At 35.9% G+C, this 22,885-nt stretch carries 22 protein-coding genes; 7 read left to right on the top strand and 15 right to left on the bottom strand.

The window, feature by feature from the left end; genetic code table 11:
* Positions 1–167: 167 nt before the first annotated feature.
* From ACY9Z2_RS15725 to ACY9Z2_RS15715, 3 genes are all read left to right on the top strand, one after another.
* On the top strand, positions 168–1,088 hold the full coding sequence (locus ACY9Z2_RS15725; protein WP_463610610.1) for an ABC transporter ATP-binding protein: 921 nt from the start codon (positions 168–170) through the stop codon (positions 1,086–1,088).
* Positions 1,081–2,055, top strand: a complete 975-nt coding sequence (locus ACY9Z2_RS15720; RefSeq protein WP_463610609.1) for an ABC transporter permease — start codon at positions 1,081–1,083, stop codon at positions 2,053–2,055. Before ACY9Z2_RS15725 ends, ACY9Z2_RS15720 begins: the two co-directional genes overlap by 8 nt.
* A gap of 115 nt (positions 2,056–2,170) precedes the next feature.
* Entirely contained in the window at positions 2,171–2,362 is a 192-nt protein-coding gene (locus ACY9Z2_RS15715; RefSeq protein WP_463610608.1) for a hypothetical protein, read from the top strand.
* Between the two features lie 56 nt (positions 2,363–2,418).
* Here the strand turns inward: ACY9Z2_RS15715 and treR are convergent, their stop codons facing one another.
* From treR to ACY9Z2_RS15665, 10 genes are all read right to left on the bottom strand, one after another.
* Positions 2,419–3,135 carry a trehalose operon repressor gene (gene treR, locus ACY9Z2_RS15710; protein WP_463610607.1) on the bottom strand — a complete coding sequence of 239 codons (717 nt, stop codon included), beginning with the start codon at positions 3,133–3,135 and terminating at the stop codon, positions 2,419–2,421.
* Positions 3,136–3,137: 2 nt separating this feature from the next.
* Complete coding sequence (treC, locus tag ACY9Z2_RS15705; protein ID WP_463610606.1) at positions 3,138–4,796, bottom strand: alpha,alpha-phosphotrehalase; 1,659 nt, start codon at positions 4,794–4,796, stop codon at positions 3,138–3,140.
* 18 nt (positions 4,797–4,814) lie between these two features.
* Complete coding sequence (gene treP, locus ACY9Z2_RS15700; RefSeq protein ID WP_463610605.1) at positions 4,815–6,722, bottom strand: PTS system trehalose-specific EIIBC component; 1,908 nt, start codon at positions 6,720–6,722, stop codon at positions 4,815–4,817.
* A gap of 284 nt (positions 6,723–7,006) precedes the next feature.
* On the bottom strand, positions 7,007–8,086 hold the full coding sequence (locus ACY9Z2_RS15695; protein ID WP_463610604.1) for a PQQ-dependent sugar dehydrogenase: 1,080 nt from the start codon (positions 8,084–8,086) through the stop codon (positions 7,007–7,009).
* A gap of 90 nt (positions 8,087–8,176) precedes the next feature.
* Positions 8,177–10,006, bottom strand: coding sequence for a translational GTPase TypA (typA, locus tag ACY9Z2_RS15690; protein ID WP_463610603.1), 1,830 nt, complete (start codon positions 10,004–10,006; stop codon positions 8,177–8,179).
* Between the two features lie 96 nt (positions 10,007–10,102).
* Complete coding sequence (locus ACY9Z2_RS15685) at positions 10,103–10,675, bottom strand: hypothetical protein (protein ID WP_463610602.1); 573 nt, start codon at positions 10,673–10,675, stop codon at positions 10,103–10,105.
* Positions 10,676–10,938: 263 nt separating this feature from the next.
* Positions 10,939–11,499 (bottom strand): hypothetical protein, encoded by a 561-nt coding sequence (locus ACY9Z2_RS15680; protein WP_463610601.1) that lies wholly within the window; start codon positions 11,497–11,499, stop codon positions 10,939–10,941.
* Positions 11,500–11,527: 28 nt separating this feature from the next.
* Positions 11,528–12,109 carry a matrixin family metalloprotease gene (locus ACY9Z2_RS15675; RefSeq protein ID WP_463610600.1) on the bottom strand — a complete coding sequence of 194 codons (582 nt, stop codon included), beginning with the start codon at positions 12,107–12,109 and terminating at the stop codon, positions 11,528–11,530.
* Between the two features lie 525 nt (positions 12,110–12,634).
* Entirely contained in the window at positions 12,635–13,966 is a 1,332-nt protein-coding gene (locus tag ACY9Z2_RS15670) for a sensor histidine kinase (protein ID WP_463610599.1), read from the bottom strand.
* 2 nt (positions 13,967–13,968) lie between these two features.
* Complete coding sequence (locus ACY9Z2_RS15665; RefSeq protein ID WP_463610598.1) at positions 13,969–14,655, bottom strand: response regulator transcription factor; 687 nt, start codon at positions 14,653–14,655, stop codon at positions 13,969–13,971.
* Positions 14,656–14,838: 183 nt separating this feature from the next.
* Here ACY9Z2_RS15665 and ACY9Z2_RS15660 point away from each other — a divergent pair, with 183 nt between their 5' ends.
* A complete protein-coding gene (locus ACY9Z2_RS15660; RefSeq protein WP_463610597.1) occupies positions 14,839–16,146 on the top strand; it encodes a S1C family serine protease in 1,308 nt (435 codons plus the stop codon).
* 119 nt (positions 16,147–16,265) lie between these two features.
* Complete coding sequence (locus tag ACY9Z2_RS15655) at positions 16,266–17,039, top strand: zinc ribbon domain-containing protein (RefSeq protein ID WP_463610596.1); 774 nt, start codon at positions 16,266–16,268, stop codon at positions 17,037–17,039.
* Between the two features lie 527 nt (positions 17,040–17,566).
* On the opposite strand, the gene ACY9Z2_RS15650 is transcribed toward ACY9Z2_RS15655, so the two are convergent.
* Together ACY9Z2_RS15650 and ACY9Z2_RS15645 are read right to left on the bottom strand one after the other, a co-directional pair.
* On the bottom strand, positions 17,567–17,773 hold the full coding sequence (locus ACY9Z2_RS15650) for a zinc ribbon domain-containing protein (RefSeq protein ID WP_463610595.1): 207 nt from the start codon (positions 17,771–17,773) through the stop codon (positions 17,567–17,569).
* Between the two features lie 41 nt (positions 17,774–17,814).
* The gene (locus tag ACY9Z2_RS15645) at positions 17,815–18,411 is read right to left on the bottom strand and encodes a TetR/AcrR family transcriptional regulator (RefSeq protein ID WP_463610594.1); all 597 of its coding nucleotides are present in this window, start codon (positions 18,409–18,411) and stop codon (positions 17,815–17,817) included.
* Between the two features lie 148 nt (positions 18,412–18,559).
* On the opposite strand from ACY9Z2_RS15645, the gene ACY9Z2_RS15640 reads away from it, so the two are divergent.
* Both ACY9Z2_RS15640 and ACY9Z2_RS15635 read left to right on the top strand, forming a co-directional pair.
* Positions 18,560–19,450, top strand: a complete 891-nt coding sequence (locus ACY9Z2_RS15640) for an ABC transporter ATP-binding protein (RefSeq protein WP_463610593.1) — start codon at positions 18,560–18,562, stop codon at positions 19,448–19,450.
* Positions 19,447–20,253: an ABC transporter permease subunit gene (locus tag ACY9Z2_RS15635; protein ID WP_463610592.1), complete on the top strand. Its 807-nt coding sequence runs from the start codon at positions 19,447–19,449 to the stop codon at positions 20,251–20,253. Before ACY9Z2_RS15640 ends, ACY9Z2_RS15635 begins: the two co-directional genes overlap by 4 nt.
* A gap of 361 nt (positions 20,254–20,614) precedes the next feature.
* Here ACY9Z2_RS15635 and ACY9Z2_RS15630 read toward each other — a convergent pair whose 3' ends face one another.
* The 3 genes from ACY9Z2_RS15630 to ACY9Z2_RS15620 all read right to left on the bottom strand — a co-directional run bounded on the left by ACY9Z2_RS15630 (position 20,615) and on the right by ACY9Z2_RS15620 (position 22,881).
* Positions 20,615–21,235, bottom strand: coding sequence for a TraR/DksA C4-type zinc finger protein (locus ACY9Z2_RS15630; protein ID WP_463610591.1), 621 nt, complete (start codon positions 21,233–21,235; stop codon positions 20,615–20,617).
* A gap of 71 nt (positions 21,236–21,306) precedes the next feature.
* On the bottom strand, positions 21,307–21,756 hold the full coding sequence (locus ACY9Z2_RS15625) for a GNAT family N-acetyltransferase (protein ID WP_463610590.1): 450 nt from the start codon (positions 21,754–21,756) through the stop codon (positions 21,307–21,309).
* Positions 21,757–21,837: 81 nt separating this feature from the next.
* Entirely contained in the window at positions 21,838–22,881 is a 1,044-nt protein-coding gene (locus ACY9Z2_RS15620; protein WP_463610589.1) for a ribonucleotide-diphosphate reductase subunit beta, read from the bottom strand.
* Positions 22,882–22,885: the final 4 nt, after the last annotated feature.

Raw genomic sequence — 22,885 nt, 5'->3', positions numbered from 1 at the left:
TTTATACTGATAGGAAAGTATACGTTTTATGGGTATCAGTATAAGGGCCACTAAGGCTTTCGCCATTAAAGCTTGGCGATAGGCGTAGTTTTCTATTAAAAACTGAAACATTTTTAATTCGAAGTCCGTAATACAGTCAGACAGAGGGAAAAGGAGGTCATTATATAATGACACAACCAGCAATGCAACTAACAGATGTCAAAAAAACTATAGGAAAAAAAGACATCATAAAAGGCCTTTCATTTACGATTAATAGAGGAGAGGTTTTCGGCTTCATTGGTCCGAATGGTGCCGGTAAAACGACAACAATCCGAATGATGGTGGGCTTAATGAACATTTCGGAAGGCGATATTCGGATCCTTGGAAACAGTATTCGAACAAATCATAAAGCAGCTATTCGTGAGGTCGGAGCAATCGTTGAAAATCCAGAGATGTATCCATTCATGAGTGGATGGCAAAATCTCAAACATTACGCTCGTATGATCCCAGGAATAACAAACGAACGAATTCGTGAAGTAGTTAAATTAGTAGGTTTAGAGAAACCGATTAAAGAAAGAGCTGGAAAGTATTCGCTTGGGATGCGTCAGCGTTTAGGAATTGCCCAAGCGTTATTACATAAACCATCGATACTAATTCTTGATGAACCAACTAATGGACTAGATCCTGCAGGTATACGAGAAATACGTAAATACATTCGTAACCTTGCAGAAACCGAAAATGTAGCAGTAATTATCTCCAGTCACTTACTATCAGAAGTTGAGCAAATGTGCGATCGAATTGGAATAATTAAAAACGGAGAACTTATTTCAACACAACTTCTCCATGATACATCAGCAGAAAACCAAGTCCATCAAATACAAATCGAGGTAGAACCATTAGCCAAAGCACTCGAATTATTACAAACACATCATGAAATCGATGGGAAGATTGTTGGCGATGTCATAACCTTTTCAGGCGATAAAAAGAACATTCCAACATATATTCAAACACTCGTTGATAACCAGCTAGCTATCTACCAAGTTGAAGTATCAAAAACTACACTAGAAGATAAATTCTTTGATTTGATTGGAGAGAACACAATTGAGTAATTTTTTTCAACTCGTTAAAAATGAACAAATAAAAACATATATTAGAAAATCCACTTGGTCCATGTATATTATTTTGGCGGTCATTATCATTGGTCTTGGTATTATGTCTAACTTCTTTGAAGACCATGTTACTAATCAATACGAAGAAGATACGTGGCGTCAAGAACTGCAGAAAGAAAATGAACAGTTTAAAGAAGATATGAAGAATATGCAGGAAGATGCGCCAGGGATGGAAACAGCAAATAGTTTTATAGCAACTGAGATTGAGAAAAATAATTTCTATCTAGAAAACGACATCATGCCAGCAAACTTTGATGGATGGCAGTTTGTTTTAGAAAATCAATACTTGTCATCACTTGTAACATTATTCACCATAATTGTTGCAGCAGGAATTATTGCTAATGAGTTTAAATGGGGCACGATTAAGCTGTTACTCATTCGTCCTATTTCTCGTACAAAAGTTCTATTGGCTAAATATGTCTCTGTATTGTTATTTGCGTTTTGGACATTACTATTTACATTACTATTAACGTTTATCGTCGGTGTTATATTCTTTGGCATAAATAGTTTTAATCCACAAACAGTTGCAAGTCAAGATGGTTCATTCGAACAGGTTTCCGTTATCTCACAGATTGTATCTGCATACGGGTTAAAACTTATAACGTTATTAATGATGGCTACCTTTGCTCTAATGATTTCAGCTATATTCCGTCAAAGCGCTCTAGCTATTGGAACTGCAATATTTCTCATGTTCGCGGGAACATCGATTGCGGGCTTTTTCGCTGATAAGGCGTGGTCAAAATATATTTTATTTGCAAATACTGATCTAACACAATATACAACAGGCACGCCATTCATAGAAGGTATGACATTAACATTCTCGATCATAGTCCTTGTTGTTTATTATGTTATCTTCATGGCAATTACATGGATATTTTTCACCAAAAGGGATGTCGCAGGTCACTAAACGTTGCGTCAATTTTAAATACTGATTAAATTTTTCTCTTTTGCGTTCTCAACCGTTACAAATTATGATATAAATAAAAGGATATTATTTATACCTTTTATCTGAGGTGTTAAGGATGAAGCGCTATTTAACAACCATATTTATTATACTAAGTGTGGTTATCTTATTTGTTGGATTACAAATTAATTTTCGTTGGAACGGTATCGTTTCATGGGGGCTATCCTTTATCAGTTTGATTTTTGCCGTATATTTTACAAAGTATATCCCCAATGAAAAAAAGCAAAAGAAATCCAAATATCAAGGCTAATGATAAGAAGCTGTATGCATTATATCCATGCATACAGCTTCTTTTTAACCTTTTGGTTATTCATTTATACGACGGGCAAAGTCAACGAAACGAAATTTGTCCGGACGATGCCTAGATTCCGTATATTGAAACAACGTAGCATCGTCTAAATAGACCAAGCTTTTGATCACAACTACATTTGAAAATCCTTTTAAATCAAGTAGTTGTTGGTCCTCTTCTGAAGGTTCTTCCACAACAATTTCTTTTCTTGCAAAACTGATGGTTAGATCTAAATCATTTTCTAGATAATGATAAATCGAGTCCTCGCATACTTCTTTTGTAAGCGTAGGAACTACTTTTTCGCTCAAAAAATCTTTATCCAAAATAACCTTTTCTCCATCTATTTCTCTCGAACGAACTATTGACCAAACTTTATCGGATTTCCTAAGCTGTAAAATTGGTAATAGACTTTCCTTTATTGTTGAAAGACTTAATTCGTGTACGATTGTTTTTGTCGTGACGTTCAATTTGTCCGCTAACTCTTTAAAGCTTACAATTCCCGATACAGGAAAATCGAACTTGTTTATATCAATAACTACTGAACCTTTTCCACGTACCTTCTGAATAAACCCATCTTGCGCCAACAAGTTCAATGCCTTTCGAATAGTTTCCCTAGACGTTGCATATTGCTCGGTAAGTTCATTTTCTGACGGCAGCATCGTATTTTTCGGCCAATAATTATCCTGAATTTTATCTACTAAATCCTGGTAGATCGTTAGGTATTTTTTTTGCATGACTATTCCTCACTAATTACCTCAAACACAATCGATTCAAATGGTCTTAGTTCAAGTTTACGCAAATTTGTGTCTGAATCTTGATAGTTCGATAGTAACACATTTCCTTCGTTGAATGGGAGGTTAATCGTTACATTTTTCTCATAAAAATTGTTTACAGTGCAAACTGTTTGACCCTTCCAATTGCGCGTGAAGGCAAATACCTGCGGATGATCTTCAAGTAAATGCTGATAATCTCCGTATGTGATGACGTCCAATTTTTTACGTAGTGCTATTAGTTCTTGGTAATGATAAAAAATAGAATTTTTGTCCTGTAATGCCTGCTCAACATTTATTTGAGGATAATTATTTGCTACAGGAATCCAAGGTTCACCTTTTGTGAATCCTGCCTCGGAAATATTCGACCACTGCATTGGTGTTCGAGCATTATCACGTGACTTTTGCTGCAATATCTCCATGATTTGCTGCTCCGTCTTGCCTTCCTTTTTTAAAGACTCATAAGCATTTAATGATTCTACATCACGGTAATCATTTATGTCATTAAAATTCGGGTTTGTCATTCCAATTTCTTCGCCCTGATAAATATATGGCGTACCTTGCATTAAATGAAGTGTCGTTGCAAGCATTTTAGCAGATTCTACTCTGTAATCTGCATCGTTACCAAATCGAGTAACCGCACGTGGCTGGTCGTGATTACACCAAAATAGGGCATTCCATCCATTCCCTTTATTCATGCCGACCTGCCAATTTGATAAAATTTGTTTCAGCTTTTTAAAGTCAAACGGTGCTTTCGTCCACTTTTCTCCGTTTGGATAATCAACCTTCAAATGATGAAACTGGAATGTCATATCCAATTCCTGTCGTTTAGGGTCGGTATATAACACACAATTTTCAAGTGTGGTTGACGACATTTCACCTACTGTCATCATATTGTGTTTGGAAAAAACTGCTCGGTTCATTTCATGTAAAAAATCATGAATTCGTGGTCCATCTGTATAAAATTTACGACCATCACCTTCATCATCATTCGGAAATTCTTGATTTTTAGAAATGAGATTGATCACGTCTAGGCGAAAACCATCAATACCTTTTTCTCCCCAAAAATGCATCATCTCATAAAGCTTTTCACGAACCGCTTCATTTTCCCAATTTAAATCAGCCTGTGTTTCATCAAATAGATGTAAATAATATTGGTTCATTCTTTCATCATATTTCCATGCTGATCCACCGAACTTAGATTGCCAGTTCGATGGTTCATCACTATTTATCGGGTCTTTCCAAATATAGAAATCACGATATGGATTATCTTTGGATTTCGATGATTCTACAAACCATTTATTTTCAGTAGACGTATGATTAATCACTAGATCCATGATTAACTTCATATTTCGCTTGTGTGCTTGGTGAAGCAGTTCATCAAAATCATCCATTGTTCCATATGACGCATCAATTGAAAAATAATCGCTAATATCATAGCCATTATCCTTCTGTGGTGATTCATAGACAGGTGTTAACCAAATAACGTCAACACCTAGCTTTTGTAGATAATCAAGGCGGGTGATAATGCCTTGAATATCACCCGTGCCATTACCTGTAGTATCCTGAAAACTCTTTGGATATATTTGATAAACAACTGCTTTTTTCCACCACGGTTCCGTCATCGTTAACACCTCGTTGTATTATTTTTCTAGTTTTCGCTGCGCAATTAAATACGTAATGATAAATGGAATAATAATTACGATTGCCATTCCGATGAAGAACGGCTGCCAATTACCATCGATTGATAAGAAAGCAGGCATTCCACCAATACCAATTGAGGTCGCTTCAACATTTCTTAACGTGATAAATGCACCGGCAATTGCCGAACCAGTTATAGCTGCTATAAATGGAAACTTGTAACGTAAATTAACACCGAACATTGCTGGTTCCGTAATACCTAGCCAAGCTGAAATTCCTGAAGTCAGCGAAAGACCTTTCAGTTTTTCGTTTTTTGTAGCAGCCCATATTGCAAATACCGCTGCGCCTTGTGCAATGTTAGAAAGTGCTAGAATAGGCCATAAGAATGTCGTACCAGTTGCACCAATTAATTGAATATCTACAGCCAAGAAAGTGTGATGCATACCTGTAATAACCATCGGTGCATAAATCGCGCCATAAATGAACCCTCCAAGGATTGGGAAAGAGTCAAAGATCGTTACAAGTCCATCAGTAATCAAATTACCGATTGTAAACATAACAGGTCCGATTAAAATAAACGTCAGAAAACCTGTAACAAGTAATACAACTGGAGGTACAATTAGTAACTGTAATGAGTCAATAACTTTTCTACGTAGATAAACTTCCAATTTAGATAACACCCATGAAGCAAATAGTACTGGTAAGACCTGTCCTTGGTAACCAATCTTATCTACTTCAAAACCGAACAAATTCCATGTTGGTATTTCACCAGATTTTAGAGCATCTCCGTACGCCCAAGCGTTTAACAAATCTGGATGAACCATTATTAATCCTAGTACAATACCTAGTATTGGACTACCACCAAACCGTTTTACAGCAGCCCAACCAATAAGTGCAGGTAAGAATGTAAATGCTGTATTGGCGATAATATTAATCATGCTTGCGATGCCAGCCCACTCTGGATAAACCTCAATAAGTGATAAGTCTTTATCCTCGAAAAAGATGCCTTCCCCGACTAAAATATTATTTATACCCATTAGTAAACCAGCAGTTACAATAGCTGGCAGAATCGGAATAAAGATATCAGCTAACGTTTTAATTCCTCGCTGTAATGGATTTTGTTTCTTTCCACTTGCAGCTTTTACATCCTCTTTACTTGCCTCTTCTAAACCAGTTTCTTTCAACATTGCGGCATACACTTTATCAACTGTTCCTTGACCAATTACAACTTGAAATTGACCGCTTGATAAAAATGAGCCCTTTACTATATCTAGATTTTCAAGTTCATCTTTGTTTACTTTATCCTGGTCTACTAATGCAAAACGTAGTCGTGTTACACAATGTGTCACAACTTGTATATTTTCTTCCCCACCGACTGCAGCAACTATATCTTGTGCCTCTTTTTGATAACCACTTGTTTTGCCAGCAGTTTCATTCGTACCTTTCATTTCTGTCTGGAACAATACTGTTTCGCCTGCAGAAACGGTAGAATCTTTTGTTTTATCAAGTAAACCTAGTGCATCACCATTCGTAATTATTACCGGTGTGATACTACTCTTAGCTTTTTCATTTATGAATGCTAAATCAAATGTAACTAACGGATCGCCTGCTTTCACTTGATCTCCTTGTGCTACGTGGGCTTCAAAACCTTCTCCATCTAACGAAACCGTTTCCAATCCAATGTGAATTAAAACCTCGACACCAGACTTACTTTCCAATCCAATTGCGTGTTTCGTAGGAAAAACCTGTACGACTGTACCATCGAAAGGTGCAACAACCTTTCCATCAGTCGGCTCAATCGCTAATCCATCCCCCATCATTTTTTCGGCAAATGTAGGATCTGGTACAGCATGAAGCTGCTTTATTTCACCACTTAACGGTGCGTATATTTTCTCCTTTTGAGTAGCCATAATCCGGCCTCCCTCTTTTCTATTAAATTTACTTGTATATACATGTTTCAAATAATAGTATAACTTGTATATACATGAAGTGCAAGGGCTTACATTTAATGGGTTACTCATAACTTCCCTTTAGGAATAAATTGTATGCAAAAAGCCGCCCACTTTTATGTGCAACGGCTTTATCTTTAGATTTTCTTTTAATTTCACTGATAGGAAAGTATAATTTTTTATGGATATCAGTATAAGTGCAACGAAGGCTTTCGCCATTAAAGCTTGGCGATAAGCCAAGTTTTCTAATGTATCGGCAAAAATAGTAAACGGTCATCATTTTTGGCCGGGTTTCCACGCCCGTCCGTATTGTTTGTAATAAAATATAAACCGTTATCTGCTGCTAATACATCCCGTACTCGTCCGAAACCATCAACGATTAATTCTACTTTTTTAGTAGAAGGATCAAATCTACGTACACCTTCACCACGTAATGAAGCAAAGTAAAAGTTCCCATCTAAGTATGTCATACCTGAAGGTGCCCACGTTGTTTCTCCGGAATGGACAACTGGCTCAACCATACCTTCTTTTGATTCATCACCTCGAATAACCGGCCATCCATAATTGTTACCTTTTTCTATCCGATTAATTTCATCAAAGGCACTTGATCCATGTTCGGTCGCATACAAGTTGCCACTATCATCCCAAGCAAGACCTTGTGGATTTCGATGACCATAGGAGTAAATATACGAATTCTGATATGGGTTGTCAGTTGGAATAGAACCGTCTAGATTCATTCGTAAAATTTTTCCAGCTAAACTTTCAATCTGCTGCGCTTTATTTTCTTCCGTCGCATCACCAGTAGTAATGTAAAGTTTATCGTCTGGTCCAATGGCAATCCGGCCACCTTGATGAAACTCCCCGCCAGGAATTTTATCAAGTAATATTTCTGTTTCCACCCATGCATCTTCCGTCTCTTTCATTTTAATTACACGTTGAAAATATTCCCCGTTTTCCTCGTATGAATAGTAAGCGAAACCTTCTTTCGTTTCAAGAAAGTTATATGGCAAAGCAATTCCAAGAAGCCCTGCTTCTGACTGATGGGAAATTTCTTTTTCAAAATTGACATCTTTTCTCGACTGTTCACCATCTTTTATGGTTACAATCGAACCTGAACGTTCACTTATATAAAACGTATCATCCACACGTTGAATTTCCCACGGTACATTTAGATTTTCAGCTATAACCCTCTGTTGATTTACTGGTGCAGTATCCGTAGTAACTGGTTCCTTATTTTGTTCATCGACAGTCTTTTCAACATCTTGTTTATCTGAACATCCGACTAACATAATAAATATGCTGAAGACGATTAACATTAGACGCATATTTAGTGCACCTCCATCCACGTATTTAATTGTTAGTATATCAAGAAGACAAAAACGGTAGAAGTATTAGCTACTTCTACCGACATGTTGTTACCCTATATTCGCTTTTTTCGCTGCTTTTTCACGTTCATTCTTATTTAATATTTTTTTACGTAAACGAATAGATTCTGGTGTAACCTCACAATATTCGTCATCGTTAAGGTATTCAATTGCTTCTTCTAATGACATCGATCTTGTTTTTCTAATTGTAGAGGTCTGGTCTTTCGTTGCTGAACGAACATTGGTTAAATGCTTCTCTTTTGTAATATTAACAGTTAAGTCATTGTCACGATTATGTTCGCCCACGATCATACCAGCATACAATTCAGTACCTGGTTCGACGAAAATAACACCGCGGTCTTCAAGCTGCATGATACCGTAAGTTGATGCCTTACCATTCTCAAGTCCAACTAGAACACCCTTCGTTCTACCACCAACTTGACCCTTAATAATTGGCTCATATGCATCAAATGTGTGATTAATAATTCCATATCCACGTGTCTGTGACATAAATTCAGTTGCGTAACCAATTAGTCCACGTGATGGAACTTTGAATTCGATACGAACTTGACCATTACCGTGATTTACCATATCAATCATTTCACCTTTACGTGCACCAAGTGATTCCATAACGGCTCCAGTGTATTCTTCCGGAACATCTACTTGAACACGCTCTACAGGTTCACATTTTTGACCGTCGATCTCTTTGATAATTACTTGTGGCTTAGAAAGCTGTAATTCATAGCCTTCTCTACGCATATTTTCAATTAAAATGGATAAATGAAGCTCGCCACGACCTGACACAATCCAAGCATCAGGTGAAGCAGTTGGCTCAACGCGCAAACTTACATCTGTTTCAAGCTGCTTCATTAAACGCTCTTCAATTCTTCTAGAAGTAATATATTTACCTTCCTTGCCTGCAAATGGACTATTGTTTACAAGGAAAGTCATCTGCAAAGTTGGCTCATCAATACGAAGTAAAGGCAATGCTTCTGGATGATTTTGTGGGCAAATGGTTTCGCCAACATTAATATCTTCCATACCAGCAACCGCAACAATATCGCCCGCTTTTGCTTCGTCAATCTCAATACGCTTTAAGCCAATGAAACCGAATAGCTTTGTAATACGGAATGATTTCTGTGATCCATCTTCCTTCATTAACACTACCTGTTGACCTACTTTAATCTTTCCACGAAAAACTCGTCCTACCCCGATTCTTCCTACATAGTCATTGTAATCAAGCAACGTTACCTGAAATTGTAACGGCTCTTCTGAAGAATCAACTGGTGCAGGGATATGCTCTAAAATTGTCTTAAAAACTGGATCCATTGTTTCCTGCTGATCTTCTGGTTCTTCACCTGAAGTACCATTTAATGCTGATGCATAAACAACTGGGAATTCCAACTGATCGTCGTCTGCACCAAGCTCAATGAAAAGATCCAATACTTCATCGATCACTTCATTTGGACGTGCATTCGGACGGTCTATTTTATTTAAAACTACTACTGGAGTAAGTTTTTGTTCTAATGCTTTTTTCAAAACGAATCGAGTTTGCGGCATACATCCTTCATATGCATCAACGACTAATAATACACCGTCAACCATTTTCATAATACGTTCCACTTCACCACCGAAGTCGGCGTGTCCAGGTGTATCTAAAATATTGATTGCAATATCGTTGTAATTAATCGCTGTGTTTTTAGCAAGAATCGTAATTCCGCGCTCACGCTCGATATCGTTTGAATCCATAGCTCGTTCTTCCACTTGTTCATTGTCACGAAAAGTACCCGAGTATTTCAGTAATTGATCCACAAGTGTTGTTTTACCATGGTCAACATGGGCGATAATCGCGATATTCCGAATATCTTCTCTTAATTGCATTGTTGTACGCTCCTCTATCATTTTACATATCACTCAAACTATCCAAGTATAGCATATTTTAGGTTCTATGGAAACTTTTAATTTATTTTTGTAGTATTAAGCCAAATCTAAATTATCTTTTTTCTTTTTAACATAATTAATTAAAATTAGCCCAATGATTATAATGATTATACTAACAATTATATAGAATGGGGGTGAGCCGTTATTTTTCTCCTCCAAGAACTCTTTAAAGAAGTCTCTTCTCTCTTCATCCTCATCCTTTACTTCACCATTTTTTATTTTGACTAGTCCGTTAGATCCACCTACCGGTACAAGAAACCCCAATTTTCCATCATTATCCAAAAACAACAAAACTTTTCCGCCATCTTGTTGAAATTTCTCTATCAAAGTACTGTTATGACAATCTAACCCAGCAGTTATTTGTTCTGTATCTGAAATATTACCTCTATAAATTCTATCGATATTGAACTGAATACCACAATACGGTGCAGTTCTCTCATTATATATTTTCTTAGCTGAAAAGTTATAATTGCCTAATACTATTACATTTGCTCTGTCTACCACTTCTTGAGGCTCAAGGTCTTTTGATATAGTTGCGAGAACATGGTTAAATGAGCCAACAAATAGTATAAAAGTGACAAGAAATAAAGAAATAATTCTTTTCCCCATCGTATGCACCCCTGATCATAAAGGATTAACTTGCTCTTCAAACTTAAAGTTTGTCTCAGTCTCAGTTAATAACTTAATTATATCATTTATTTTTTTTTAGTTCGATAATCACAAAAGTCTTACTTTAAATTACACCACTTTGTGAGGCCGCTGTATTTGCTGGTGTCCCACCAATATGGTACAGTTAATTATCAATTTGTAAATTAAGTAAAAAAAGTGTCTGACCTCCATTAAAATGAAGGAAGCAAACACTTTTTTATTTATTAATGATTTTTAATTTTTTCTATTGCTATTTCTGGAACGCTATTAGTAGAGATATTATTGTACTTTTTATTATTTTCTTTTTTGTAAACGTGATTTATGTTTGAAAAATAGAATTGTCCCTCTAGTTGGTCTAGAAATAACATATAGTCCCCAGTCTCAATTGGTACAATTTCATCTCTAAGTGGAAGAAGATCGTCTTCAAGTTCACCACTTTTCATTTGTTTAAAACCTACGGGATATATTACTTCTATTTTATCACCGTTTTTATATTTAGTACCATCTGAAGTTTTGAAACTATTATTCACTGTTGCAGTATAGACTCTATTAATTTGATAAACATCATATTCTTTGTCCTCTATCACTTTTTCTGTTACATAGTTACCATCAACAGTTGCATGGATAATGAATTCAGCATTTTTCTTTAATGACTTAAAATCCTTTTCTGCAGGGACAGTCATACCTACACCATGTGCTGTTGCTTCATGATTGTTATTAGATAGCATTAATCCAGAAGTAGTTCCTATAATTAATGCTAATGATAATGTTATTACTAATCTCAATTTGATCACTTCTCCTTTCTAATAGTTTTCAATATTTATTAGCTAATTCGGATTTATCGTAAGACGTAGGATAATCAATATCCAAAGTATACGATTCATTCATTATCGAATACCGACTAGTATGTTTTAGGCCTAATATATGGCCAGCTTCATGCAATAATACAGAAGTTTTGTTACTAGTAGACAATTCGTCAGTATTAAATGAATATAGTCTAATTTTCCCACTATATACAGTATTATAATCATATTCACCTATCATATCGCCATCAGAATCAAATACTAAGGCATAGCCATAATAACTATTTTTTGTGCTTGGAGCATAGCTCACATGAACCTCATTAGAGGAAGACCAAGAATAATCAAAAAACGGATATATTGAAGCTCCGTAAACATTTCCCCACCTTTCTGTTGCTCTATCAATTGGTGTGTTATAGGCTGGATTACTTGTTACATTGTCAAATACTACAGTATGACCATTTGGCCATTCATATGGAAAAGTATCTGCGCTAACTTTGTAAGCCGTAAGTCCTGATGCTAATAAAAACACTAAAAATAATAATGAGAGTTTTAATCCACTCAATTTGTTGCCCCTTCTTAAAACTGTTTTCATCCTTATTCCTCCTTTTTTTGAATATAATAATATTATAGGAATAAATGATAGATAAACGTATTGGGAAAATGGAAGCAAAAACTACCTAAAATTTGGAATAATTGTGGTGTTTTTTGATTAATATTGGAAATTTATATTGTAATTTAGGAAAGTGTTCAAGTTTTTGACATATTACGACAGAAAACGACATAAGATTTTGTTTACTATACTTATATATATTTTATTTGGTCGACCTTCGGATTAAAAAGGAGTAGGCAATATCATTTTCTTGTAGTTTTTCTTTCTAAATCTAGCGGCAAAAATTACTTGATTCATGGTATAATCTTAAGGATCCCTTCAATAACTATTACTTTATTTGTACCAGAGGATATCCTTTTTAACTTGTTTATATTTCAAAATATAAAAGAGTGCTCACCACCAACAAGTTGCCGATGGTGAACACTCTTTTATTCATTTGCTGGATTTGGTCCTTAGTATGTTTATCATTCATAAACATCTATAGCATTTATATCAATTTAAAAAAGCTTACTTCATAGGAAAAGCAATAATAAACTTGGCTCCACCAAGATCCGACTTACCTACCGTTATGTTGCCACCTGATTGCTCTACTATTGCTCGTGCAATCGCAAGTCCAAGTCCGGTTTCTCCTTGTTTCCCTTTAATAAAACGGTGGAAAATTTGCGGCATTATCTCTTCATCGATACCAGGGCCATCATCTTCAATACTAACTGTGATCATTTGGTTAATTTGCCTTACGTTAATATGAACTTTACTCTTTGCATGCCTAATACCATTAACAGTTATGTTCAACAACGCTCGCAACAATTTTTCTGGATCTGCATACACGGATAACGTAGCATCCACTTCATGATCCATAACAATTTCTCTTTCATTTGAAATAGGTAACGCTCGATCTAAAACCTGATCCACTATTTCGTTAAAATGAACCGTTTCAGGATCGTAGGATGATTGTTCACTATCCAATTTTGCCAACAAAATCATTTCATTAATTATTTTCTTTAATCTATTCACTTCATTAACCATAACTTCTAAGCCTTTTTCGCGCTCATCCTGATCGAATATTCCATCTCTGATACCTTCTGCATAACCTTGAATAGTCATCAAAGGCGTTTTAAGTTCATGGCTTGCGTTTTGAAAAAATAATTGCTGTGATTTCATATAACGATGTAATTCGTTTGCCATTTCGAAAACACTTTTTTCAACCTCTTTTATTTCACCAGTTGCCTTAATTGATTCAATCGAATCAAATTGGCGCTTTTCAATTTTTTTTAATTGCCATTTCAACCGTGTTAAAGGAGTAACCAGTTTGTTTGTGAAGAAATAGCTTAACAGCACTGCAGCTATTGCTCCTACAACAAAGACAATGAAAAGTTTACTGATAAAATCTTGTTGAACTGCCTGTAAGTCATCGAGCGGCGTTAACAAAATTAATTCAATTCCTGTACGTTCTGGATAAAATACGATTCTAGAGGTCACATACTTATCATTCCCAAGACTCCACAATTCTTCATCTTTATTTGCAAAATTGTTATCTGCAACTAACTCTTCGACGATTTGTCTTGGCATGGTTGAATCCAAGACCTGATCTTGAATAGAATCATATAAAACCAATTGAAGGTTTTGATCCTGTAAAAAACTACCAAATTGATCTACACTTGGTTGTGTTGGATTTTGATTTAATATTTGTACTAATATCTCACCTTTTTGTTCCAATTCTGCTTTTTCATCTTGAATTAATAAGTCCAAAAGAAGTGAATAGATGACAAAGCCAGTAACAGACATAATAACGAGAAGTAATGCCGTAAAAGCAATATTAAGTTGGTATTGAAGTTTCATAGTTATTCCTCTTCAGTGTGCAGGCGATATCCATATCCCCAAACCGTTTCTAATTGAATAGTATCTAATTTTTTCCGAATGCGTTTCACTAAATCATCAACTGCTCGGTCACTACCAAAATAATCTTCGCCCCAAATTTTCACAAGGAGCTCTTCTCTCGAAAATGCCCGGTTGTTATTTTCGGCGAATAATAACAACATATCATATTCCTTGGTGGTCACATCTACTTCCTGTCCTTGCCAAAATATCCGACGATCATTTTTGCGTATGAGTAGTTCGTCAATTTTCAATTTGTCTTGTTCTTGTTCAGATTCTTGCAATATTGGTTTCGCGCGTTTAAACAACCGCTTCACCCTAGCTACCAATTCCCTGGGACTAAATGGTTTGGTCAAATAATCATCTCCACCTAGTTCGATTCCCAGTATTTTATCGATTTCTTCATCTTTGGCAGAAATAATGATAATTGGGACATCACTTTCCTCACGAATTTTTTTACAAAAATCATACCCGTCCATCCCCGGCAACATAATATCCAAAATCCACATATCTGGCGGCTGTGTTTCCCACAACTCCCAAGCATCTTCAGCCGAACCTGTTACAGTGAGTGCAAACCCTTCTTTTTTCAAATAGGCCGAAACAATATTTTGGATATTCGGATCATCCTCAACAACCCCTATATGATAACGCATCATTATCCCTCCTAACGCTCTACTTATATAATTACATTTTTACATAAGAAGTGATTTGTGCATAATGATATGTATATTACATACTTTTTACACATTCTATCCAAAAACTTGCCAAATAGCGCGGGTATTATAATAGTAAGAAACAAAGACAAAACAAATAATCTTTAAAAGGGTGATGAATAAATGGAACAAAACGATAAGTACAATGAGGAAAATCGGATTGACGAGATAAGCATTCAAGACGATGACACCTCTTCACATTACACAGAAAAAGATAATGACCCTGGTTTGACAAGGTCAACAAGACAGCCGAATGAGAACAGGAAAGAGCCAAAAACCAAAAAGTCTGGAGTAGGCGCTGTATTTGGTGGAATTATTGGTGGTGTTATTGCTGCCGTTGTAGTCGTATTATTATTTACGAACAACATTATACCGATAAACAATAATGGAAATGATGCAGAATCTACATCTCCACAAGAAAGTGGGGCACCTGAAATAGCACAAACCTTGGCGTCAGGTGATACAAACGTCGCCTCCAATATCGAAGAAGTATCACAAGCAGTAGTTGGTATTATAAATCTTCAACAACAAAATGTTTGGGCACCAAGCCAACAAATTGGTTCAGGTTCAGGAATCATCTATAAAGAAGAAGATGGTAAAGCTTACGTTGTAACAAATCATCACGTAGTAGAAGGCGCAGAAGAAGTGGAAGTTGTATTAAACGATGACACACGTATTAAGGCAAAAGTTCTTGGATCAGATCCATTAACTGATTTAGCTGTACTGCAAATTGATGGAAGTAAAATCGATACTGTAGCAAAATTAGGATCTTCAGAGGAAGTGAAGGTTGGAGAAACGGTAGTGGCAATTGGAAATCCACTTGGAATGAACTTTGCAAACTCGGTTACAAAAGGAATTATTAGTGGTAAAAACCGTTCGGTAAGTATCGATGTAAATGGTGATAACCAACCAGATTGGGTAACTGAAGTGCTTCAAACAGACGCAGCAATTAACCCTGGTAACAGTGGTGGAGCACTCGTTAATTCAGAAGGTGAAGTAATTGGAATTAACTCGATGAAAATTGCTCGTGAAGAAGTAGAAGGTATCGGATTTGCAATACCAATTGATACGGCAATTCCGATTATGAAACAGTTAGAAAATGAAGGTGAAGTAGCACGTCCTTATATCGGAATTGTAACAGCATCACTTCAACAAGTTCCAGTTCAATATCGTGGCCAAATTGAATTACCAAAAGATCTTGAAGGTGGAATGGTTGTGGCACAGGTAGAGCCTGGCTCACCTGCAGCAGATGCTGGACTTCAACAGTTTGACATCATTACAAAAATTAATGGTGAACAAATCACATCTATTCTAGATTTACGTAAATATTTGTATACAGAAACTAAAATTGGCGAAACCGTTGAAATTGAAGTATACCGTAATGGTGAAGCACAAACTCTTGAATTGACATTGGTAGAGCGAGAGCAATAAGTTAACATTTAGGGGTGATCCAAATACTGGATCATCCTTTTTGTATTATAAAGAGGAATTTTGTATAAAATGTCGAACTTAATTATGTACTTATACATAATATTAAGGAAGTGATTTCTATGCAATGTTCGAATTGTTATCAAGAAACGGAGGAAGGCAAATTTTGTACAAACTGTGGTGCTTCGTTAACACAAAATGACTCTCATGCTACACCAGAAGTTGCAGCATCATCTGAAGAAGATGCAAGTAACGAAACAAACAACCAAGAGTCGTCAAACGAATTTGTTGATAAGCTATTGGAAATAACGGATAACTTCGGTAATTTTATTCTTACGCTAATTAAAAGACCGAGTGAGGCAAAAAAGGCTAATGAAAAAGATCTAATTTCCGGAATTATTTCCATATCTCTTTATGCACTACTTTTTGTAATCGGATATTTCATCATGATAAATAGTATTGACCATTTTTTCGCTACCCCACCTACATTTACAGCTGGGTTCTTATGGCCATTTCTAAAGTTTTTAGTACTATTTACTATTATTATTTCGATAACCTTTGCTGGTCTTAAATTAGCTGGATCTGAAGTTACCTTTGCAAAAACTGCAGCAAAATTCGGAGCTTACTTAATTCCTTTTCTATTGCTACTTGTTGTAGGATATTTTTTAAGTCTGATTAGCTTAGTGTCCTTCGGGGTCATTGCCATTTTTATTAGTTTATTGGGGGTAATCCTCATTGTTCCGACATTAATATTATCGGAAATTCGTACGTCAACAATGGATCATATCTATTTGTTGATTATCATGTATGTAATTAACATATTCGCATTTAGCTTTATTTTACGGTCGATCTTAATGTCATTAATGAGTTCGTTTAATCCTTTTAGTGGTTTTTAAGAATGGCTTTTTCGTAAGCTTTGATGCTGTTTAATCTTCGTAATTAATGTAAAATGCGAACTACTCAGATAGAAAATAACCTACCGCTACGGAAAAACATTTCGCTTTCCGTGGGCAACGCTTCAGCCTCCTCGGAAGAAAACCACTTCCTGTGGGGTCTTCAGCTGTTGCTTTTCCCACAGGAGTCTTCATGTTTTTCCTTCGCTGGAATTGCGCCCTATTATTCTTATTTCATTTGTATGATAAAAAACATTAATTATCTTCTATTTTGGCAGTTGATTGGAGCGGAGGGCAGTCGACTCCTGCGGGATTAAAAGGCATAGGTGAGACCCCGCAGTGCGTAGCACGAGGAGGCTCACCAGCCGCCCGCGGAAAGCGACTGCCCGCAGCGGAAATCAACGTTGCTATTACCAAAGGCATGAATTTTCTTTAGTTCGCAGTTTGCGTCTTTTGTGTCAAAAACAACAATTATTTAGAAAAAGAAATCTCAAAAAAGTGTCAGCTCGTATTAACGGGCTGACACTTTTTTAACCGAAAAACAAATCAAATATATTGCTTCCTGCTGAACTTCTTTTGTTATAAAACTCCGAATACCCACAGTCCTTACAAAAGACTACAATGAATTGATTATGTTGCACATCGAACATTTTTGATAAGCCCGTACCTGACATTGCAACCTCTTTTTGATCGGCATCTGTGCTCCCACATTTTAAACAACCTTTTCCATTATTCATTTTGTATTCACTCCTTCTTTTGTAATACGAAATAACAGTGCTTATGTTTCACTATTTTTATGGTTACCTAGCAGACCATAGAAAAATAATTTCGTTATATCTTCCGTTATAGGAAGAATTTGAGAATATATATCCTCCCTTTGCATTTGCTCTCTAAAAATTTGAATGTACAACATGAGGGATTCGTTCGATATACTTGAATCAATATAACCTTCTCTTTTACCTTCTTCAAGAAGTTCCATCATTCTGGGCATCGCTTTTTTTGCATAGAAATCATCGATATAACTGTTTCCGTCAGCATAATCTTTCATAAGTTCCTGATAAAAACGTTCACTCATCTCATTCGCAGACTGTTTTTTTGAGAAAATAATCTGTTCAATTTTTTCTGGAAAAGTCATATCACTAGCTAATACCTTTTCTGTTTCGTCCCACAATTTTTCAATATAATATTGGATAACTGCTTGATTTAAGTCTTCTTTACTACCAAAGTAATTATAAATGGTCACCTGGGATACGTTTGCAGCTTTTGCAATTTCCGCAATTGAGACCTTTTGAAAACCCTCTTTCATAAAAAGCACGAGAGAACCTTCTAAAATAGCATTCTTTTTTTGTTGCTTTCGTCGTTCAAAACCGTTCATTTTGTTCACCTCGTCTTAATTTTATTAAAAAATATGAAATAAAACAAATAAAATATTTCAAAATTATATTGTATTTCGATGAATATAGGTATATTATGAAATATATAGAAGTAAATATTTCATATCTTTTACGAAAGAGGTGTATTTTATGCCAATTTCCATTAAAGGCTTAACAAAACAATTTCCAAACGGAAAAGGAATTTTTGACGTGTCATTTGATGTAGCTGACGGAGAGGTCTTTGGTTTCCTAGGACCAAATGGTGCTGGAAAATCAACAACTATTCGCCATTTAATGGGCTTTATGAAACCAAACAAAGGTTCAGCGACAATTAATCAGTTAGATTGTTGGAAGGAAAGTGCAAAAGTTCAACAATCTACTGGTTACTTACCTGGTGAAACAGCATTTTTAGACGGAATGAATGGTCGAGATTTTCTAAAGTTATTAGCAGGCATGCGTAATATGAAGCACACAAAAAGACAGGAAGAACTCATTGAGCGGTTGCAATTTGATGCCGCTACACCAATACGAAAAATGTCTAAAGGAATGAAACAAAAAATAGGTATCGTAGCGGCGTTTATGCACGACCCTACTGTTTTAATACTTGATGAACCGACAAGCGGTCTTGATCCATTAATGCAAAATACTTTTGTGGATCTCGTTAAGGAAGAAAAGGAACGCGGAAAAACAATTCTAATGTCATCACACAGTTTTTCAGAAATAGATCGTACTAGCGACAGGGTTGGAATTATTAAGGACGGAAAATTAGTTGCCATCGAAGACATTCGTAAGCTACAAGAAATACAGCGCAAAATTTTCCAAGTTACTGTAAAAACGCAGGATGATGTATCAAAAATAAAAAATAGTTCCCTAGAAATTAAGCAGGTAGACGGAAATCAGGTAAGAATTGCGGTGCAGGGCGACTATGAACAGTTTGTGCGAACAATAAGTGATTGCGGAATTACAAGTATTGATATTCACCGTCAAAACTTAGAGGATGTTTTCATGCATTTCTATAATAGAGAAGGTGTTCAATTATGAGTGGATCTCTTTTTAGAACGATGTTAAAAAACAACGCTAAATCAATTAGCAGTTATGCCATCGGGTCAATCTTTTATTTAGTACTCGTAATTTGGATATACCCATATATTGCTGATTCGAAAGTGTTTGATACTATGTTTGAGACATTACCTGAGGGCTATTTAAAAGCGTTCGGAATGCATGCAGGAATAACAAGTTTGAGTGGATTTGTTGCTGGAGAATATTATGGATTGTTGTTTATCATTATCTTGTTAATTTTTTGCGTAACTGTTGCAACGCAGCTGATTGCTCGTCTTGTAGACAGGGGTTCTATGGCTTACTTGCTTTCAAGCGGGCTTTCACGAACAAAGGTTGTCTTCACTCAAGCTTCTGTAATTATTTTAGGTCTAGCTATTATTATTAGTGTAACGACCATAACAGGTATTATCGGGGCAAATTTATTTATTGAAGAAAGTAATTTTAATACAGGTTCATTTATTGAATTAAACATTGTAGCATTTTTACTTTTTTTCGTCATTAGTGGATACTGTTTTCTGTTTTCCTGTCTATTTAATGATGAAAAACAAGCTTTGGCAATTTCAGGCGGTCTATCATTCATCTTTTTTGCAGTTGATATGCTTGCAAAAATTAGTGATAAACTTGATTGGCTGCAGTATTTTACCGTATTTACACTATTTGATGCGACAGGCATCGCAGAAGGAAATGTTAACATTTTGCCAATAAGTATTGGACTTGGTATCGCAGGTGTCATTTTATATGGTGTGGCATTTGTTATATTTAAGAAAAGGGATTTACCATTATAAAGGTTCAGTCGCAGAAATGGGATTCTTTATTAGTGCTAGTTTAAAGCGAGTTCTGTGTCCGCGAACAGAGGAAAATCAGCATTTTTCAGCACAATAAGGTATCCTCTGCCGCTTGCTCCTGGTCCACGCTTTTTCGCGGACAGAGATGACCTTATTCACTTAAAAATTAGCTTTTTGATAAGGGTACCGGACACCAGGTACCTTATTTGCTTAAATTTCAGGTGAAGGCTGTTCTTTTCGTTGAATAAGGGCTTCTGTGTCCGCGAACAGATGGAAATCAGTGTTTTTAGCACAATAAGGTATCCTCTGTCCGCTTGCTCGCTACTTAAGACACAGATGACCTTGTAACAGCTGGAACAGTCTATTGCAAGAAGTCAGTATTAGAATGTCCATCAAATGTTGCGGTACCAATTCCTTCTACATCGTGCACAATGCCAATATTTTCATCACTATTTATATACATATCATCATAGTCGTCGTGGTCCCCACCTATATCGGATGGTGTTTCAGATGTCCCATACCTACCAACATCTTGCCACGCATCTTCTCGATCATAGCCAGTCTGTGTATGATTAGTATGCTGATGCAAGTTTGTCGATAAAATATCTTCTTCTACAGGGCGATACGCCACAAAAGCATGGTTATTAGCATGTTCAAAGCATTGATCTGCCGTCGGAATAGCTTCTAGTCGTTCAAAAGGGATATCTTGACCGCACGTTTTACAAATCCCATACGTCCCCTCATTAATTGACGACAATGCTTCATTTATTTCTTTTAACTCAACCTCAGAATGCTGGGACAGCGCTAAGTCTCTCTCTCGATCAAACATTTCAGTCCCCATATCCCCTGGATGATTATCATAATTTGATAACTCTTGCTCACGGCGTGAAAACTCCCCATCCGTTTCCCTTAGCTCAATTAATTCATTTTGACGCTGTAACAAACGCTGTTTAAATTGTGAAAGTTGTTCATTTGTAAGCACGGTCTTTCGCCTCCATTAATAAAAGTCTTACTAATACTTTGTGCAAAAACCGGCTAAAATACAGGTTAGATTTACTGGTTAGGCTGGTATTTCATGTCAATGTGAGGAATACCATCATCCAAATAAACATCTGATATTTGCATAAAGCCTAAATCACCGTAGAATTTATGTAAATACTCTTGTGCTTGAATTTTAATTTCATTTTCTTTCCATTCTTCTGTTATAAACTGTATTGCTTTTTTCATAATCAGTTTGGCATAACCTTTTTGGCGATAATCTTTGGAGACCAATACACGTCCAATTGATACTTCCTTATATTTGGTGTTACTAGGCAATATTCGGACGTAGGCTGCAACTTGATTATCCATTGTTAGAAAATAATGCATCGACGCTTGATCGTAATTATCAATCTCCTCGTATGCACAGTTCTGTTCGACAACAAACACATCGACTCTTGATTTTAAAATACTGTATAATTCATTATTTGTTAGCGACTGAAACGTTTTTAACGACCACTTCATAGTTGACCAAACCCTTTTTTCTTTTCATCATAGCAAAAAAGCAGCCTCTCTACACGAGAAGCTGCTTAGATTATTTCACTACTATAGGTCATCAAATCCATTATCAGCATAATTAACTTTTGTATACTGTCTTGATTTTTGTTCAAAGAAGTCTGATTTTCCTAAGTCCACTTCTTCATAAGCCTTGATCCAACGCAAAGGATTTTTTCGATATTCCGGGTACGGTCGCTCGTAACCAAGTTGTTTACATCGTGTATTGGCATAAAATTTAATGTAGGCTTCAACATCTTGTATATTAATACCCGTAATTTTGTCTCCAATAATATAATTAGCCCACTCGATTTCTAATTCAGCAGCTTCTTTAAATGTTTTTTCCACAAATTGTGCCATTTCATCTCTATTATACTCAGGATATTCAACTAATACTTCCTTATAAATCCTTACAAACAAATCGACATGCAGTTGTTCGTCACGATTGATGTAATTAATCATTGTTGATGTTGCGACCATCTTTTGATTCCGAGCCAAATGATAAAAAAATGCAAATCCTGAATAGAAGAATAGCCCTTCTAAGATGACATCATATACAATTGATTTTAACAGGTTTTCGACAGAAGGGTTCTCAACAAAGTCCCTATACCCATTTGTAATAAAATCATTACGCTTTTCCAAAACCGGTTCACTTCGCCAGAAATCAAATACTTCGTCCTGCTTCGATTTAGATACTAAACTTGATAGTACGTAAGAATAGGAATGGTTGTGAATAACTTCCTGCTGTGCCAGTATGATCATCAATGCATTCAAACTAGAGTCAGTAAGATAATCGGCAACTTTTCCAGCATAATCCGTTTGAATACTATCAAGTAAAGCGAGCAAACCAATGATTTTTAAAAACGCTTCTTGTTCATGATCTGTTAACGTTTCGATTTGTTTTCGGTCTTGCGCCATATTAATTTCAAATGGCGTCCAAAAGTTACCTAACATCTTTTTATATTTTGGATACGCCCACGCAAAGCGAACATCATCCCAATTTAAAATATTTGAGCTTTTACCATTTATGATTTTCGTTGAACGATTGGGTGCTTCTTTATCCATAATTACACGTGATTGAATCGAAGTTTCCATGATT

The organism is Virgibacillus sp. GM2-2 (assembly GCF_055329585.1).
This window is presented reverse-complemented; position numbering and strand designations above follow the sequence as displayed.